General features: G+C 70.0%; 15 protein-coding genes and 2 pseudogenes. 12 read left to right on the top strand and 5 right to left on the bottom strand.

What is annotated here, in order from left to right; translation table 11 throughout:
• Positions 1 to 99: 99 nt before the first annotated feature.
• The 3 genes and pseudogenes from ACFO0C_RS10740 to ACFO0C_RS49030 all read right to left on the bottom strand — a co-directional run.
• A complete protein-coding gene (locus tag ACFO0C_RS10740) occupies positions 100 to 1,065 on the bottom strand; it encodes a LuxR C-terminal-related transcriptional regulator (protein WP_378066436.1) in 966 nt (321 codons plus the stop codon).
• Between the two features lie 506 nt (positions 1,066 to 1,571).
• A pseudogene (locus ACFO0C_RS10745) lies at positions 1,572 to 2,252 on the bottom strand (RecB family exonuclease); the annotation flags it as partial.
• A 447-nt stretch (positions 2,253 to 2,699) separates the two neighbouring features.
• Positions 2,700 to 2,984 (bottom strand): annotated as a pseudogene (locus tag ACFO0C_RS49030) (RecB family exonuclease); the annotation flags it as partial.
• Between the two features lie 506 nt (positions 2,985 to 3,490).
• Here ACFO0C_RS49030 and ACFO0C_RS10755 point away from each other — a divergent pair.
• The 3 genes from ACFO0C_RS10755 (at position 3,491) to ACFO0C_RS10765 (ending at position 6,243) form a co-directional block, all read left to right on the top strand.
• Positions 3,491 to 4,582: a site-2 protease family protein gene (locus ACFO0C_RS10755; protein WP_378066486.1), complete on the top strand. Its 1,092-nt coding sequence runs from the start codon at positions 3,491 to 3,493 to the stop codon at positions 4,580 to 4,582.
• Between the two features lie 21 nt (positions 4,583 to 4,603).
• Entirely contained in the window at positions 4,604 to 5,539 is a 936-nt protein-coding gene (locus tag ACFO0C_RS10760) for a tRNA (adenine-N1)-methyltransferase (RefSeq protein WP_378066437.1), read from the top strand.
• Between the two features lie 113 nt (positions 5,540 to 5,652).
• Positions 5,653 to 6,243, top strand: a complete 591-nt coding sequence (locus ACFO0C_RS10765; protein ID WP_093611934.1) for a hypothetical protein — start codon at positions 5,653 to 5,655, stop codon at positions 6,241 to 6,243.
• A gap of 3 nt (positions 6,244 to 6,246) precedes the next feature.
• Here the strand turns inward: ACFO0C_RS10765 and ACFO0C_RS10770 are convergent, their stop codons facing one another.
• Positions 6,247 to 6,540: a ferredoxin gene (locus ACFO0C_RS10770; protein WP_378066438.1), complete on the bottom strand. Its 294-nt coding sequence runs from the start codon at positions 6,538 to 6,540 to the stop codon at positions 6,247 to 6,249.
• A 174-nt stretch (positions 6,541 to 6,714) separates the two neighbouring features.
• On the opposite strand from ACFO0C_RS10770, the gene arc reads away from it, so the two are divergent.
• From arc to pafA, 7 genes are all read left to right on the top strand, one after another.
• Positions 6,715 to 8,496, top strand: coding sequence for a proteasome ATPase (gene arc / locus ACFO0C_RS10775; protein ID WP_378066439.1), 1,782 nt, complete (start codon positions 6,715 to 6,717; stop codon positions 8,494 to 8,496).
• Positions 8,497 to 8,557: 61 nt separating this feature from the next.
• Positions 8,558 to 9,745 carry an acyltransferase family protein gene (locus ACFO0C_RS10780; protein ID WP_378066440.1) on the top strand — a complete coding sequence of 396 codons (1,188 nt, stop codon included), beginning with the start codon at positions 8,558 to 8,560 and terminating at the stop codon, positions 9,743 to 9,745.
• A 47-nt stretch (positions 9,746 to 9,792) separates the two neighbouring features.
• Entirely contained in the window at positions 9,793 to 11,310 is a 1,518-nt protein-coding gene (gene dop, locus ACFO0C_RS10785; protein ID WP_378066441.1) for a depupylase/deamidase Dop, read from the top strand.
• Positions 11,311 to 11,412: 102 nt separating this feature from the next.
• On the top strand, positions 11,413 to 11,628 hold the full coding sequence (locus tag ACFO0C_RS10790; protein WP_360292182.1) for a ubiquitin-like protein Pup: 216 nt from the start codon (positions 11,413 to 11,415) through the stop codon (positions 11,626 to 11,628).
• Between the two features lie 143 nt (positions 11,629 to 11,771).
• On the top strand, positions 11,772 to 12,611 hold the full coding sequence (prcB, locus tag ACFO0C_RS10795) for a proteasome subunit beta (RefSeq protein WP_378066442.1): 840 nt from the start codon (positions 11,772 to 11,774) through the stop codon (positions 12,609 to 12,611).
• 31 nt (positions 12,612 to 12,642) lie between these two features.
• Positions 12,643 to 13,437, top strand: a complete 795-nt coding sequence (gene prcA, locus ACFO0C_RS10800) for a proteasome subunit alpha (protein WP_378066443.1) — start codon at positions 12,643 to 12,645, stop codon at positions 13,435 to 13,437.
• A 111-nt stretch (positions 13,438 to 13,548) separates the two neighbouring features.
• Positions 13,549 to 14,907, top strand: a complete 1,359-nt coding sequence (gene pafA / locus ACFO0C_RS10805; protein WP_106320375.1) for a Pup--protein ligase — start codon at positions 13,549 to 13,551, stop codon at positions 14,905 to 14,907.
• Here the strand turns inward: pafA and ACFO0C_RS10810 are convergent.
• Entirely contained in the window at positions 14,868 to 15,473 is a 606-nt protein-coding gene (locus ACFO0C_RS10810) for a hypothetical protein (protein ID WP_378066444.1), read from the bottom strand. The genes pafA and ACFO0C_RS10810 overlap by 40 nt on opposite strands.
• 99 nt (positions 15,474 to 15,572) lie before the next feature.
• On the opposite strand from ACFO0C_RS10810, the gene ACFO0C_RS10815 reads away from it, so the two are divergent.
• Entirely contained in the window at positions 15,573 to 16,223 is a 651-nt protein-coding gene (locus tag ACFO0C_RS10815) for a helicase (protein WP_378066445.1), read from the top strand.
• A 123-nt stretch (positions 16,224 to 16,346) separates the two neighbouring features.
• The gene (locus ACFO0C_RS10820) at positions 16,347 to 16,847 is read left to right on the top strand and encodes a hypothetical protein (protein WP_378066446.1); all 501 of its coding nucleotides are present in this window, start codon (positions 16,347 to 16,349) and stop codon (positions 16,845 to 16,847) included.
• Position 16,848: the final 1 nt, after the last annotated feature.

Consider the following 16,848-nt stretch of genomic DNA (forward strand, 5'->3'; position numbering starts at 1 on the left):
TTACCGGCGGCCGAGATCAGCCCGGCCGAACGACAGTGGCCGCACTCTCGACGGTGACGAGATCACACGCAACGCCTACGTGTGATCTCACCGTCGCTGTCACATGCCGGGGCGGATGAGACCGGTCTCATAGGCGAGGATCACGGCCTGGGTACGGTCCCGGAGCCGGAGTTTGGTGAGCACGTGGCCGACGTGGGTCTTCACCGTCGTCTCGCTGACGCCGAGGATCGCGGCGATCTCGCCGTTGTTGCGGCCGCGGGCCACGTGGACCAGGACCTCCCGTTCGCGGCCGGTCAGTGGGGACAGCCTGGCCGCGACGGATTCCCCGGAGTCGGGCGGCATCGCTCCGGCCATCCGGGTCAGCATCCGGGCGAGGACCTGCGGGGTGATGACCGCGCCGCCGTCGGCCACGGCGTGGACGGCGGCCACCAGCTCCGCCTGGGGAGCCTCCTTGCAGAGGTAGCCGGCGGCTCCGGCGGCGATGGCGGCGAACACCTCCTCGTCGGTGTCTCGGCTGGTCAGGATGAGTACCCGCACCGCGAGCCGGGCCTCGGTGATCGCCCGGGCCACGGCGAGGCCGTCCTGGCGGGGCAGAGCCACGTCGGCGATCAGAACGTCCGGCAGCAGCCGGCGGGCCAAGTCGACCGCCTCCACCCCGTCACCGGCCTCTCCGGCGATGACGATCTCCCGCTGGCCGCCCGCCCAGCCATGATCATCGGTCGAGGCCGTCCCGCGGCTGGCCCGGGTTGGCGAGCTACCGGCGGGGAGTGGCGTTTGACCGGCAAGGAGCGGCGTTTTGCCAGCGGGGAGCGATGTGCCGCCGGCGGGGAGCGGTGTGCTGTTGGTGGGAAGCGGTGTCCTGCCGGCGGGGAGCGGTGTGCTGTTGGTGGCGATCGGTGTGCCGCCGGCGGGGAGCGGTGTGCTGTTGGTGGGGAGCGGTGTCCTGCCGGCGGGGAGCGGTGTGCTGTTGGTGGCGATCGGTGTGCTGCCGGTGAGCACCGTGCGCAGCCCGGCCCTGTGCAGAGGAGCGGCGTCCGCGAGGAGGACGCGCAGCGGCCCGCTCACCACCTCGTCACCTCCGCCACCACGAGATCGTGGAGAGCCGGGGCGGGCCGGCCGAGGAAGCCGTGAGGGAGAAGTGTGCCCACTGGGTTGCGGAGGCGGGATCGCCGCTGCTGGCCGAAGGGCTTGTTCCGGGAGGGGCGTGCAGACGGCCGCGGTCGGTAGCGGGGGCGTCGGGCGCGGACCTGGGGAAGCCGGGAAGGGCGTCACGGAGGAGGGAGCCCATGCAGTCGGGTTCGGTGGTGGGAGCGGAGTCGCCGAGGGCAGGCTGCGGCCGGCCGGACGGAGTCGCGAAGGGCAGGCTGGGGCCGGCGGGCGGAGTCGCGGAGGGCAGGCTGGGGCCGGCGGGCGGAGTCGCGGAGGGCAGGCTGGGGCCGGCGGGCGGAGTCGCGGAGGGGCGGGGCCACGCGGTCGGAACGGTTGAGGACAGGCCGGGGTCAACCGGGTGGATCCGCCCGGAGTGAGGTGCACACCCGGTTCGGGGTGGGGGTGTCGACGGCGGGCCGTAGTCAGCCAAGCGGATCGTCCCGGAGAAGGGCGCCCACCCGGTCGGGCTCCGTGTCGGCGGCGGAAGCGCCGAGGACGGGCAGCTCCGGGAACGGGGGCGGGGTGCCGCCGAACTCGGGGCAGAGGGACTGGTGGCTGCACCAACCGCAGAGACGGCTCGGCTTGGGGCGGAAGTCGCGGTCGCGCTTGGCGCGCTCGATCGCCGTGGAAAGGGCGATCAGGGTGCGCTCGAAACGCTCCAGCTCGCCGGCATCGGGGCTGTAGTCGAGGGCCTCGGCGTCCTTCAGATAGAGCAGGCGCAGGGCCCGGGGGACCACTCCCCGGGCGCGCCACAGGACCAGGGCGTAGAACTTCAGCTGGAACAGTGCCCGGCCCTCGAATGCCTCGCGTGGGGCACCGCCGGTCTTGTAGTCGACCACCCGCAGGTCACCGGCGGGAGAGACGTCCAGGCGGTCGATGTAGCCGCGTAGCAGCAGGTCCTCACCGATCGTCGTGGAGATCAGCGTCTCCCGCTCGGCCGGCTGGAGGCGGCGGGGGTCCTCGACCGCGAAGTAGCCGGCGAGCAGGTCACGGGCGCCGGCCAGGAAAGCGGCGAGCCGGGCAGCCTCGGCGGCGCCGTCCGGCAAGTCGATCAGCGCGGCCTGGCCGGTCGCGTCGATCTCGGCCTCGACCGCGGCCGGATCACGCATCAACCCGGCGGCCTCACCCTGGCCGGCGGAAGCCTGGTGCGAGGAAGAAGCTGCGGAGGGAGCGGGGGAAGGACCGCTGGGAACGGCTGCGGAAGGAGCGGCGGAGGAAGCATCGGGAACCGCGGCGGAAGCAGCGGAAGGACCGGCGGGATCCGCGGCGGAGGAAGCAGTGGGAACCGCAGCGGAGGAAGCAGTAGGAACCGCAGCGGAGGAAGCAGCGGGAACCGCAGCGGAAGCAGCGGAAGGACCGGCGGCAACCGCGGCGGAAGCAGTGGAAGGACCGGCGGCAACCGCGGCGGAAGCAGTGGAAGGACCGGCGGCAACCGCGGCGGAAGCAGCGGCGGGAACCGCGGCGGAAGCAGCGGAGGGAGGCGTGGCGGAAGCAGCGGAGGGAGGCGTGGCGGAAGCAGCGGAGGGAGGCGTGGCGGAGGCTGAGGTGGAGGTGGAGGTGCGGGCCGGGCGGCCCCTGGCTGGTGGGTCGGTGGCGAAGATGGACGCAGCCTCGGGCTCCTCCGCGACCAGGCGCTCCCACGCCGGGGTCACCAGCGCCGCGGCGGCCTCCGGAGTGCGGTCGGCGGCGGGCAGGTCGAACAGGCGCTCCAGGACGGCGTGGACCAGGGTGCCGCGGATCTGATCAGCCGACGGGGTCTCGGGCAGCTTGTCGACCGTCCGGAAGCGGAACAGCAGCGGGCAGGTCTTGAAGTCGGCCGCACGGGAGGGCGACAACGACGGCCCGGACGGGGTCTCCGGGCGCCGGGCCCGGCCGGACGCCTGATCCGTGGCCGGGCCGACGGGCCCAGCAGAGGTGGGTGATCCGGAGACGAGTGGTCCGGAGGTGGCTGATCCGGAGACGGGTGATCCGGAGACGGGTGATCCGGAGACGGGTGATCCGGAGACGGGTGATCCGGAGGTGGGTGGCCCGGAGACGGGTGATGCGGAGACGGGCGAAGGGGAGACCGGATCGGGGGAGACCGAATCTGGAGAGGCGGCCTCCGGGGAGACCGGCTGCGAGGGGACCGGCTGCGGGGTCGGTGACACCGGCTGGGCCGCCATGGGAGAGAGCGCCGTCATGTCAAAGAGGCTAGGCCAGGGGTACGACGAAAAACGCGGGGTGGGTCCCGCGCGGGCGTGTCCGTAGCATCGATCGCGTGGAGCAGAGCCGAGCAGCGCAGGGGCCGCGGGGCGGGACACCTCCGGGGCCGCCGCCCGGGGGCGGGCGGCCGGTGGGGCACGTGGCGGGCATCCCGGTGCACGCGAACGGGTCGATGCTGCTGCTCGCGGTGCTGGTCACCGTGGTCTACGGCAACTACGCCCGCTCCGAGCTCGACCTCGAGCAGCCCTGGGCGTACCTCGTCGGCATGGGTTTTGTGGCCTGTCTGCTGGGCTCGGTGCTGTTGCACGAGCTGGGGCACGCGCTGACCGCCCGCCGGTTCGGCATCGGCGTGCGCCGGATCACTCTCGAGCTGCTCAGCGGCTGGACGGAGATGGACCGGGACGCGCCGGCTCCGCGGGTGGACGCGCTGGTGTCGCTGGCCGGCCCGGCGGTGTCGCTGCTGCTCGGCGGGGTGGCGACGGCCGCCGCCGTGGTGCTGCCGAACCACACGCTGGCCGGGCAGATCGCCTTTCAGCTGGCGCTGAGCAACGTGCTGGTGGCGTTCTTCAACGTGTTGCCGGGGCTGCCGCTGGACGGTGGCCGGGCGTTGCGTGCGCTGCTGTGGGCGGTGCTGAAGGACCGTAACCGGGCGACCGTGGCGGCCGGCTGGTCGGGCCGGGCCCTGGCGGTGCTGACGGCGGCGGTGGCGGTGCTGCTGTTCCGGCTCGACATCGTGACCGGTCTGGGGCTGGTCTTCGTGCTGCTGGTGGTGCTGACCCTGTGGCAGGGCGCCGGCCAGTCGATCCGTCTGGGGCGGATGACCGGGCGGTTCCCGCTGGTGGACCTCGGTGCGCTGGTCCGGCCGCTGCTGGGGGTCCCGGCCGGGACGCCGCTGGGTGAGGCGCAGCGGCGGCGGGCCGAGGATCCCCGGCCGGACGTGGTGCTGGCCGTCACCGACTCGGCGGGTAGCCTCACGGCACTGGTCGACCCGGTGGCCGCCGAGCGGGTTCCGGTCGACCGGCGGCCCTGGGTGAGCGTGGAGAGTGTGGCCCGGTCCCGTGACGCGCTGACCACGCTGCCGCTCGGGCTGACCGGTGAGCAGGTGGTCCGGGCGCTGCAGGCCCACCCTGGCGCGCAGTACCTGGTGACCGCAGGCGAGGATGTCGTGGGCGTCCTGCGGGTCGCCGACGTGGCCGCCGTGCTGGAACCCCGGCGCCCGAGCCGAAATTAGCGACCTCCTGAGAGAAGAGCAGTGACCACAACCCCAGCCCCCGCCGTCGACGACGTCCCCGCGCACCGCGGGCCGTTCCGGGCGGGCGACCGCGTCCAGCTCACCGACCCGAAGGGCCGGATGCACACGATCGTGCTGGAGCCCGGTAAGGCGTTCCACACGCACCGCGGCGCGATGTCGCACGACGAGCTGATCGGCCTGCCCGACGGCAGCGTGATCACCGCGGCTAGCGGCACCGCCTACCTGGCGCTGCGCCCGCTGCTGTCGGACTACGTGCTGTCGATGCCGCGTGGCGCGCAGGTGATCTACCCGAAGGACGCGGCGCAGATCGTCGCGATGGGTGACGTCTTCCCCGGTGCGAAGGTGCTGGAGGCGGGTGCCGGCTCGGGCGCGCTGACCTGTTCGCTGCTGCGGGCCGTCGGCAGTTCCGGTGAGGTGCACAGCTACGAGCTGCGCGACGACTTCGCGGCGATCGCCCGGAAGAACGTGGAGGCGTTCTTCGGCGGGCCGCACCCGGCGTGGCACCTGCACAACGGTGACGTGGCGGGCAACGACATCACCGGTTTCGACCGGATCATCCTGGACATGCTGACCCCGTGGGAGGCGCTCGACATGGTCGAGAAGTCGCTGATCCCCGGTGGCGTGTTCATCGGCTACGTGGCGACCACCCCGCAGCTGTCGGAGCTGGTCGAGGCGCTGCGCGAGCGGGGCGGCTGGACCGAGCCGCGGGCCTGGGAGTCGCTGGTCCGCGACTGGCACGCCGACGGGCTCGCGGTCCGGCCGGACCACCGGATGATCGCGCACACCGCTTTCCTGGTGTCGGCCCGCAAGCTGGCCCCGGGTGTCACGGCGCCGCCGCGCCGGCGCAAACCGAGCAAGGGCGCGGAGGCGTACGCGATCCGCAAGGCCACCCAGGCGGCGCTGGCGGCTCAGGCCGTGGAAGCAGCGGGGGAGTGACCGTCGTATCTGGAATCCGGTAGGTTCTTGGGGCCAGGCCTCGGGAGGACAGGAGTGGGCGCGTTGAGCGAGCTCGCGAGCGGGCGACGTCGGAGTGCGTCGGAGGCGGCGCGATGAGCTCCCCGCCGTTCGGCGGCAGCAACGAGATGCCGGCGGTCTTCCCGGACTGGTCGCCCTACCCGGACCTGGATTCGGCGGCCCGCGCCTACCTGCGTGACCCCGAGGTGGCCCTGGAGGCGCTCTTCGGGGTCCTGCGGGGCGCGCAGGTGCTGTGTTTCACCCTGGAGCGTTTCGTCAACGAGGTGAACGGGGTGTGGCAGGAGGTCGTCGTCTGTGACGGCAGCCGCCTGGTCCTGTGGCACGGCGAGGACGTGGCGCCCGGTGACGGCCCGGTCGGCGCGATGACGTCGTCGTTGCGGGTGGTGCCGCTGTCGACGGTGACCGAGGTGGGCTGCCGGCGGCGGCTCACCCGGACGCCCAACGGGCAGGCCCGGGTCGACAGCATCGACGTCTACCTGCTGCTGAGCTCGGTTGACGACGCGGTGCCGCCGCCCGGCGTGGGTGAGGACGAGGGCCGGGCGCCGCTGCGGCACGACGCGCTGCGTTTCGGCAAGACGCTCGACGACGGCGGGGCCGGTCAGATCGCGCGGCTCGAGGAGTTCTCCCGGGTGGTCGCCTCACTGGTCGGCCGTCCCACCCTCTGACATTCAGTCCGATTCACTCAGCGGGCCGGCGACGGGCACACCGTCGGCGGCCCGTTCGACGTGGATGCAGTCGCCGGGGCACTCCTTGGCCGAGTCGATGACCTCGAGCAACAGCTGCCGCGGGACGTCGGTGCGCACGCCCGGGGCCTGGAGCAACTCGCCGGAGTGGTCTTTTACATAGGCGAGGCCGTCGATGTCCAGTTCGAACACTTCCGGGGCGTACTGAACGCAGAGTCCGTCACCGGTACAGAGATCCTGATCGATCCAGACCCGCAGCTCATCAGTGTCGGCTGACACATCTACCTCCCGCAACCCGTCCGGGCCGACGGTACCCGAACTATGTCCGACCGGCTCAGCCGCGGTCGCACCAATCGATCAAGAGTCGGTGACGAGGGTGTTGCATGGGTCGAAAACCGCTTCGCAACGGCTAGTGTTAACCCAAGACGTTCAAGCCCCCCGGGGAGGTGGGACGTGGCACGTAGCGACGAAGCGGACTCCCGCGCCGCGCGAGCGGAGAAGGAAGTCAACGATCTCTCCAGTCAGGTCGCGTTTCTGCAGGAAGAACTCGCCCTGGTTCGGCGGAAGTTGACCGAGAGCCCCCGACACGTCCGGCAGCTCGAGGAACGGCTCGCGGCGACGCAGGCGCAGCTCTCCCGAGTGACAGAGAACAATGAGCGGCTCGTGGCGACTCTCAAGGAAGCCAGAGCCCAGATCGTCACTCTCAAGGAAGAGATTGACCGGCTCGCCCAGCCGCCCAGCGGCTACGGCGTTTTCCTGGCGGCGCACGAGGACGGCACGGTGGACGTGTTCACCGGCGGTCGCAAGCTGCGGGTGGCGGTTTCGCCGTCGCTCGCCGCCGACGAGCTCCAGCGGGGACAGGAAGTCCTGCTGAACGATGCTCTCAACGTCGTCGACGCGTTCGGGTTCGAGCGCACCGGCGAGGTCGTCTCGCTCAAGGAGGTGCTGGACAACCCGTCCGGCGGCCCCCGCGACCGGGCGCTGGTGATGTCGCACGCCGACGAGGAGCGCATCGTGTTCCTCGCCGACTCGCTCGACATCGACAAGCTGCGCGCCGGTGACTCGCTCATGATCGAGCCCCGCTCGGCGTATGCCTACGAGCGGATCCCGAAGAGCGAGGTCGAGGAGCTCGTCCTGGAGGAGGTGCCCGACGTCGACTACAGCGACATCGGTGGCCTGCACTCCCAGATCGAGCAGATCCGCGACGCGGTCGAGCTGCCGTTCCTGCACGCCGACCTGTTCCGGGAGCACCAGCTGCGCCCGCCGAAGGGCATCCTGCTCTACGGCCCGCCCGGCTGTGGCAAGACCCTGATCGCCAAGGCGGTGGCCAACTCGCTGGCCAAGAAGATCGCCGAGCGGCGTGGCGAGGAGAAGCACACCAGCTACTTCCTCAACATCAAGGGCCCGGAGCTGCTCAACAAGTACGTGGGTGAGACCGAGCGGCACATCCGCCTGGTCTTCCAGCGGGCTCGTGAGAAGGCGGGCGAGGGCACCCCGGTGATCGTGTTCTTCGACGAGATGGACTCGATCTTCCGGACCCGTGGCTCGGGTGTCTCCAGTGACGTGGAGAACACCATCGTTCCCCAGCTCCTCAGCGAGATCGACGGTGTCGAGGGCCTGGAGAACGTGATCGTGATCGGCGCCTCCAACCGGGAGGACATGATCGACCCGGCCATCCTGCGCCCCGGCCGGCTCGACGTGAAGATCAAGATCGAGCGCCCGGACGCCGAGGCGGCGAAGGACATCTTCGCCAAGTACATCCTGTCGGAGCTGCCGCTCAGTGGGGACGACCTCACCGAGCACGGCGGTAACCGGGACGCGACGGTCGCCGCGATGATCGAGGCGGTCGTGCTGCGGATGTACACGGAGACGGAGGAGAACCGCTTCCTGGAGGTCACCTACGCCAACGGTGACAAGGAGGTCCTGTACTTCAAGGACTTCAACTCCGGCGCGATGATCCAGAACATCGTCGACCGTGGCAAGAAGATGGCGATCAAGGAGTTCCTCACCTCCGGCAAGAAGGGTCTCCGTCTGCAGCACCTGCTCGACAGCTGCGTCGACGAGTTCCGGGAGAACGAGGACCTGCCGAACACGACGAACCCGGACGACTGGGCCCGGATCTCCGGCAAGAAGGGTGAGCGGATCGTCTACATCCGCACGCTCGTCTCCGGTGGCAAGGGTGCCGAGGCCGGCCGGTCCATCGAGACCGCGTCCAACACCGGCCAGTACCTGTAAGGACGTACCACGACCGGGGCCGGAGGGGTTTCCCTCCGGCCCCGGCCTCGTTCAACCCCGTATGACCCGTCTGGCCTGGCTCGACGCCCTCCGTGGCTGGGCCGCTGCCGTCGTCGCCGTCTTCCACGTCGCCCCGGTCGTCCTGGGCCGGGAGCTGCATCTGCGGATCTTCGAGGTCATCGACCTCGGGAAGTACGGCGTGCTGCTGTTCTTCCTGGTCAGCGGCTACGTCATCCCGATGTCCCTGGAGCGGCACGGTGACCTGCGGCGGTTCTGGACCGGCCGCCTGCTGCGGATCTACCCGGCGTACCTGTTCGCCGTCCTGGTCACGATCGGTCTGGCCGCGGCCGGGATCGTCCGGATGCCCGATCAGCTGGCCGTTGAGACCACGGCGAGCGTCCTCGGGCACATGACCATGCTGCAGGACCTGATCGGCACCAGAGGCGTGCTCCGGCCGTTCTGGACGCTCTCCTTCGAGATGGTCTTCTACCTCGTGGTGGCCGGGCTCTTCGTGTGGGGCCGGCACCGCGACAGTGCCTGGTGGGCGGCCGGGCTCACCGTGGTGGCGGCGGCCGGCCCGCCCGGCGATCTGCTCGGCGGGAGCCCGGCCGGCCGCCGGATCACCGCGGTGGTGGCGGCGGTGCTCCTGGGGGCGGTGCTGTGGGCGTACCTCGGGAAGAAGAGTCTCGGTCTGGCGGCCGGGACCGCCGGGCTCGCCGCGATCGTCCTGCCGCTGGTCAACGGGCATGCCACCGACCAGGTGACCAGCGCGTCGTCGGGGCAGGCCACGCAGATGCTCGCGGTGATGTTCGCCGGGACGGTGATCTACCGGGCACAGCACCGGGAGACCTCGCGCCCGGCCGCGGTCGCCGTTCTCGCGCTGGTCGCCGCGGGGGTGGCGATGCGGACCGCGCCGAGTGTGGCGGTCGCGGTCGCGGCGACGTTCGCGATCGCCTTCCTCCTGCGGGACCGGTGGGTCCCGGGCGCCCTCGTCCGGCTCGGCGCGATCAGCTATTCGCTCTATCTGCTTCACATCCCGGTCCTCGCGGTGGTCCGCTGGACCACCCGGGACCCGTTGATCACCGCGGTCGCGTTCACCGTCGGTGCGCTGGCAGTGGCCTGGGCAGGTCATCGGTGGATCGAGCGGCCGGCACAGGCCTTCGCGCGGCGGGACATCGTGATCAAACTCGCCACGGAAGGTACGGACGCGCGTACGGGGAGCTTCGGAAAGCGATACGAGAGCGTCTAGGCTCGATACATGAGCAGGCGCAGCTTCGTGGCGGACAGGGTGGTCGCATGAGCGTTCGACGGATTATGGGGACCGAGGTCGAGTACGGCATTTCGGTTCCCGGCCAGCCCGGTGCCAATCCGATGGTCACGTCCTCCCAGGTGGTCAACGCCTACGGCGCCCGCCCCGAGCTCAGCAGCAAAGGCCGCGCCCGCTGGGATTACGAGGAGGAGTCGCCTCTGCGCGACGCCCGCGGCTTCACCTACTCCGGCGCCGCCTACGACCCGGCCGAGGCTCTCGCCGACGAGGACCTGGGCCTGGCCAACGTGATACTGACCAACGGCGCCCGCCTCTACGTCGATCACGCCCACCCGGAGTACAGCACGCCCGAGGTCACCAACCCGCTCGACATCGTCAAGTGGGACAAGGCCGGCGAGCGCGTGATGGCCGAGGCCTCCCGCCGCGCTGCGACGATCCCGGGCACGCACCGCATTCAGCTCTACAAGAACAACACCGACAACAAGGGCGCGTCGTACGGGGCGCACGAGAACTACCTGATGCGCCGGCAGACCGCCTTCGCCGACATCGTCGCCCACCTCACGCCGTTCTTCGTGACCCGGCAGATCTTCTGCGGCGCCGGTCGCGTCGGCATCGGCCAGGACGGCAGCGGCGCCGGTTTCCAGATCTCCTCGCGTGCCGACTTCTTCGAGGTCGAGGTGGGCCTGGAGACGACCCTCAAGCGGCCGATCATCAACACCCGTGACGAGCCGCACGCCGACGCCGACAAGTACCGCCGCCTCCACGTGATCATCGGCGACGCGAACCTGTCCGAGATCTCCACCTACCTCAAGGTCGGGACGACCGCCCTGATCCTCAACATGATCGAGGAGAAGGTGTTCACCGGCGAGCTCGGCATCGCCGACCCGGTGAGCGAGCTCAAGGCGGTCAGTCACGACCCGTCGCTCAAGCACCTGATGCGGCTGCGCGACGGCCGCCGGCTCACCGCGCTGGATCTGCAGTGGGCGTATTTCGAGCGGGCCCGGCAGTTCGTCGACGACCGGCTCGGCGCGGACGTGGACGAGCAGACCGCCGACGTGCTGGACCGCTGGGAGGACGCGCTCGACAAGCTCGGCCGCGACCCGATGCTGCTCTCCGACAGTCTCGACTGGGTGGCCAAGCTGCGGCTGCTGGAGGGTTACCGGGAGCGGGAGAACCTGGGCTGGTCCTCGCCGAAACTCCAGCTCGTCGACCTCCAGTACTCGGACGTGCGGCCGGAGAAGGGCCTCTACCACCGCCTGGTGGCGCGCGGGTCGATGAAGACCCTGCTCGACCCGGACGAGACGCAGCGCGCGATGTACGAGCCGCCGGACGACACCCGGGCCTACTTCCGGGGCCGCTGCCTCGCGCAGTACGCCTCCGAGGTGGTCGCCGCCAGCTGGGACTCGGTGATCTTCGACGTCGGCCGGGAATCGCTGGTCCGGGTGCCCATGATGGAGCCGGAACGCGGCACGAAAAAGCATGTCGGCGCGCTCTTCGACACCTGCGAGAGTGCGAAGGATCTGCTCGAAGTGATCACGAGCCGGTAATAAAACACCCGTTCCGGCGGGCCGTTTCGTCACAGGTGCGAGGTAGGTTTTTCCCAACCCGATGTTGCAGGACTTCGGGGACGGCTGAGAAGGGGGACATCCATGGCAACCCGAGACACAGGTGGTCAGTCGCAGAGCAGTAAGGGCTCCAGCGACCAGGAGATCGAGGACGTCACCGTCGAGGCCAATCCCGAGGTAGCGGAACGGCACGCCGAGATCACCGAGGACGTCGACGACCTCCTGGACGAGATCGACTCCGTCCTGGAGGAGAACGCTGAGGAGTTCGTCCGAGGCTATGTCCAAAAGGGCGGCCAGTGAGGGCTTTGTCCGTTTTCGAATGACCGGGCGCCGCCGTTTCGGCGGCGTCCGCCATTTCCCCAAGACATGTCGATGATGTTGAGCGCCCCCGCGGGCTCCGGCGGGATAGTGTGCTTCAACTGCACGTACCTGAAAGGAACCACGTGGCGACGGGCTTTGATCCATCCGGGCGTCTACCGGATTTCTTCACCAGCACTTCGACGTCCTCCTTCACGCAGTTCCTGAGTCAGGCCGCCCCGGAGCTGCTTCCGGGCCGCCGGCCGCTCCCGCCGGGCCTGTCCGCCGACATCGCGCCGCACGGCACCACGATCGTCGCGATCGCGACGACCGACGGTGTGGTGATGGCCGGTGACCGCCGGGCGACCATGGGGAACCTGATCGCGAGCCGGGACATCAAGAAGGTCCACCCGGCCGACGCCTACTCGTTGATCGGCATCGCCGGCACGGCCGGTATCGGCATCGAGCTGATCCGCCTGTTCCAGGTCGAGCTGGAGCACTACGAGAAGATCGAGGGCGCCATGCTCTCCCTCGACGGCAAGGCGAACCGCCTGGCCGCGATGGTGCGTGGCAACCTGGGCGCGGCCATGCAGGGCCTGGCCGTGGTGCCGCTGTTCGCCGGTTTCGACCTGGCGCCGGCCGAGGGTGTGGGTCCCGGCCGGATCTGGAGCTTCGACGTGGCCGGCGGCATCTACGAGGAGACCGGCTACGAGGCGATCGGGTCGGGTTCGCTGTTCGCCAAGGCGGCGCTGAAGAAGCGCTACCGGGCGGGTGTGAGCACCGAGGACGCGATCACCCTGGCGGTCGAGGCGCTGTACGACGCGGCCGACGACGACACCGCGACCGGCGGGCCGGACGTCATCCGCAAGATCTACCCGGTGGTGATGACCGCTACGGCGGCCGGCACGCACCGGCTGAGTGACGACGAGATCACCGCGGTGGCCGAGCGGGTCGTCGCGGGGCGTAACGAGAACCCGGGCGGCTGACCCGCACTTCGAGGAAGAGAGGTAGCCACCCGTGGCCATGCAGTTCTACGCATCACCCGAGCAGGTTCAGCGGGACCGTTCGGAGTATGCCCGCAAGGGCATCGCCCGCGGCCGGTCGGCCGTGGTGCTCACCTACGAGGGCGGCATCCTGCTCGTCGCCGAGAACATCACCACCCTCCGCAAGATCAGCGAGATCTACGACAAGATCGCGTTCGCCGCGGTGGGCCGCTACAACGAGTTCGAGGCGTTGCGGCGCGGCGGTGTGCGGATGGCCGACATGGTCGGCCTGAGCTACGACCGGCGTGACGTGACCGGCCGGGCACTGGCCAACACCTACACGCAGACGCTCGGTGCGATCTTCTCGGAGACGCAGAAGCCGTACGAGGTGGAGATCTGCGTCGCGCAGGTCGGTGCCTCCCCGGAATCGGACGAGCTGTACCGGATCACCTACGACGGCTCGGTCATGGACGAACCGGGCTTCATGGCGATGGGCGGCCAGGCCGAGGCGATCGGCAACGTGCTGCGCGACCGGCACGACGCGACGGCCGAGCTGACCGTGGCGCTGGCCCTGGCGTCGGAGGCGCTGGGCAGCGTCGGCGGCGAGAACGGCCAGGCCCGTCAGCTGACCGACAAGCAGCTCGAGGTGGCCGTGCTGGACCGCCGGCGGACGGGCCGTGCGTTCCGGCGGATCTCCGGTGCCGCTCTGACCACGCTCCTGGGTCACGAGGCGGTGTCGGAGGCGGATCTGGGTGAGGTCGACGCGGCCCCGCCCGCCCCGGCCGAGGGCAAGCCGACCGAGTCGGCCGCCTCGGAGGACACCGAGTAGGGCGATTTCCGTGACGGTTGCGGGGCGTGGTCATGACGACCACGCCCCGCAATCATGGAAAGGGCCGGTTGTGGGTGCCGCTGAACCGGTTTCTGCCGGTAGTGTTCTGACATGGAACGGCGAATTTTCGGCCTCGAGACCGAGTACGGAGTCACGTGCACCTATCGGGGGCAGCGGCGGCTGTCGCCGGACGAGGTGGCCCGCTACCTGTTCCGCCGAGTGGTCTCCTGGGGACGCAGCAGCAACGTGTTCCTCCGCAACGGTGCCCGCCTCTACCTCGATGTCGGTTCCCACCCTGAGTACGCGACGCCCGAGTGCGACTCCGTCACCGATCTGGTCGCTCACGACCGGGCCGGGGAGCGGATCCTGGAGGGCCTTCTCGTCGACGCGGAGAAGCGTCTGCACGACGAGGGCATCGCGGGCGAGATCTACCTCTTCAAGAACAACACCGACTCCGCCGGCAACTCGTACGGCTGCCACGAGAACTACCTGGTGAGCCGCCACGGGGAGTTCGGCCGGCTCGCCGACGTGCTCATCCCGTTCCTGGTCACCCGCCAGTTGATCTGCGGCGCCGGCAAGGTGCTCCAGACGCCCCGCGGCGCGGTGTTCTGCCTGTCGCAGCGCGCCGAGCACATCTGGGAGGGCGTCTCCAGCGCGACGACCCGGTCCCGGCCGATCATCAACACCCGTGACGAGCCGCATGCCGACGCCGAGCGTTACCGGCGCCTGCACGTGATCGTCGGCGACTCGAACATGAACGAGGTCACCACCCTGCTCAAGGTGGGCAGCGCCGACATCGTGCTGCGCATGATCGAGGCCGGCGTGGTGATGCGCGACCTGACATTGGAGAACCCGATCCGGGCGATCCGCGAGGTCAGCCATGACGTCACCGGGCGCCGCAAGATCCGCCTGGCGAACAACAAGGAGGTCTCCGCGCTGGAGATCCAGCAGGAGTACCTGGCGAAGGCCACCGAGTTCGTCGAGCGCCGCGGCGGCGATCCGGTCGCGAAGCGGGTCGTCGAGCTGTGGGGCCGGGTCCTCAACGCGATCGAGTCGGAGAATCTCGACCCGGTGGCCCGCGAGATCGACTGGGTGTCGAAGTACAAGTTGATCGAGCGCTACCAGGCCAAGCACGAGATCCCGATGTCGCACCCGCGGATCGCCCAGCTCGACCTCGCCTACCACGACGTGCGCCGGGGCCGCGGCCTCTACGCCCTGATGGAGAAGCGCAAGACGGTCGACCGGATCGCCAACGACCTGCAGATCTTCGAGGCCAAGGAGACCCCGCCGCAGACCACCCGGGCCCGGCTGCGGGGCGAGTTCATCAAGCACGCCCAGGAGAAGCGGCGTGACTTCACCGTCGACTGGGTGCATCTGAAGCTCAACGACCAGGCGCAGCGCACGGTCCTGTGCAAGGACCCGTTCCGTGCCTACGACGAGCGGGTGGAGCGCCTGATCGCCAGCATGTGAGCGAGGGTCCGCCTCCGGTGCCCGTGCGGCGCCGGGGGCGGACCCTCGTCCAGTTCGTCGTCGGTGCGCCGGGTCGCGATGATCGTGAGCACCAGGCCCGCGACGAGCGTCAGCGCGACCTTGCGGTGCTCGCCCACACCCTGCCAGTAAACGGGTAGTCCGATCCAGCGCACCAGCAGCCGCGGCCGTCCCTCGACGGCACCCGGCGCCACCGGCGTGGAGTCCTCCGTCGGGTTGGCGTCCCCCTTGGTGACCAGCGTGCCGTCCGGGTTGCGGCGGATGACCCGGTGCAGCAGCATCGTGCCGGGGCGCACCGGGTTGTCGGCCAGCACCGGCTGCCCGGGCATCATCTCGGCACCGGTGGCGGGGCTGGCGATCGCCACGTCCCCGGCCCGGATGCGTGGCCCCATCGAGCCGGATGTCACGACCACACTGGTCCATCCGAAAGCGACCGGGATGATCGACCAGAGCACGCCCACGACGGCGGTGCCGATGGTGATCCGGGCCGCGAGGATGACGACGAGCCGTGCCCAGGCCCGTTCCTCCGACCATCTCACCTGGTCCATCGGGGCCACTCCTGTGTCACCTATGACGATTGCTAACAGTCTCTTTACTGTTACCGATCCTGGTCTCCGGATTCATCGGTACCCACAAGGAGACAAGACATGACCGAGACAGCCGACGGGCGCCGTCGCCGTCGCCGCGTGACTGGCCTGGCGGTGCCGCTGAGCATCCTCCTCGGATCGTTGCTGGTCTGGCAGTCGTCGCAGGCCGCCTACTCGGCCACGACGAACAGTGCGGCCAACTCGTGGACGTCCGGGTCGGTCACCAACATCACCAACACGATGACCGGTGGCGTGAACTGGACCGTCACCAACATCCGGCCGGACAGCACCGACACCACGATCCCGCTCAACGGTTTCGCGCCGGACAACGTCTACACCGGCGAGCAGCGTTGTGTGCGGGTCGACTACACCGGCAGCGCGGCACGGATCCGGATGTACGCGACCCTCGGCGGCAACGCCACCCTGCAGGGCGCGCTGGTGGCCCGGGTGGACCGGGGCACGGCCGACGACTCGTCCTGCACCAACTACGTCCATGCCGCCAACGTCTACAACACCGCCGGCACCCTCGCCGGTGGCGCCCTCAGTGGCTTCCCCGCCACCTACAACGCCGCCTCCGGCACCGAGTGGACGGTGACCGGCAACGACACCGCCTGGTACCGGGTCTCCTGGTTGCTCCCGGCGGGCACCGGCAACGCCTCGTCCGGTCAGAACGCGACGGCCACGTTCACCTGGGAGGCCCAGGTCAACTGACCGATGTGACCCGGGCGGGCCAGGTCCGCCCGGGTCGCTCACGCCGCTGCCGTAGTGGACGAACGGAACGGTATGGCGAGAGGAAAGTGGCCTCACGCCCTGGTGCTCGCGGCGGTGGCTGGGATGCAGCTGCCGATGGTCGACGCCGCGTACGTGATGACCACGTCCTCGGAGCTCAACAGCCTGACCGCCGGGACCGTCGCGATCACCGCGTCCGCGCCCGGCAACCAGGTCTTCGCGGTCACCGGAGCGATCCCCGGCAGCAACCCGGTCACGTGCGTGATCACCGAGTACACCGGGTCGGTGCCGGCTGCGGTCCGGATGTACTTCACGACCGTCACCGGTGGTCTCGCCGCCAAACTGATCGCCCGTGTCCACTACGGCACCGGCACGCAGACCGACTGCGGCGACTTCAGCTCCGGCACCGCGTTGTACAACGCGTCCGGCACGTCGACACTGGACACCTACCTGGCCGCGCACACCGACTGGACCAGCGGGGACGGTGCGTGGTCGGCGACCCAGAACGCCTCCCGGGCCTGGCGGTTCGAGCTACTGCTGCCCAGCGACGACACCGCGGCCGGTTTGAGCAGCACGTTCACCGCCGTCTGGGAAGCCCGGAGCTGAC

The organism is Actinoplanes subglobosus, assembly GCF_042650585.1.
Lineage (GTDB): Bacteria > Actinomycetota > Actinomycetes > Mycobacteriales > Micromonosporaceae > Actinoplanes > Actinoplanes subglobosus.

Excerpts from the sequence above, each read along its gene's own strand:
- ACFO0C_RS10765 (WP_093611934.1), top strand. The coding sequence starts at position 5,653 with ATGAGCTCCCCGCCGTTCGGCGGCAGCAACGAGATGCCGGCGGTCTTC.
- ACFO0C_RS10780 (WP_378066440.1), top strand. The coding sequence starts at position 8,558 with ATGACCCGTCTGGCCTGGCTCGACGCCCTCCGTGGCTGGGCCGCTGCC.
- dop (WP_378066441.1), top strand. The coding sequence starts at position 9,793 with ATGAGCGTTCGACGGATTATGGGGACCGAGGTCGAGTACGGCATTTCG.
- ACFO0C_RS10790 (WP_360292182.1), top strand. The coding sequence starts at position 11,413 with ATGGCAACCCGAGACACAGGTGGTCAGTCGCAGAGCAGTAAGGGCTCC.
- pafA (WP_106320375.1), top strand. The coding sequence starts at position 13,549 with ATGGAACGGCGAATTTTCGGCCTCGAGACCGAGTACGGAGTCACGTGC.
- ACFO0C_RS10810 (WP_378066444.1), bottom strand. The coding sequence starts at position 15,473 with ATGGACCAGGTGAGATGGTCGGAGGAACGGGCCTGGGCACGGCTCGTC.
- ACFO0C_RS10815 (WP_378066445.1), top strand. The coding sequence starts at position 15,573 with ATGACCGAGACAGCCGACGGGCGCCGTCGCCGTCGCCGCGTGACTGGC.
- ACFO0C_RS10820 (WP_378066446.1), top strand. The coding sequence starts at position 16,347 with ATGCAGCTGCCGATGGTCGACGCCGCGTACGTGATGACCACGTCCTCG.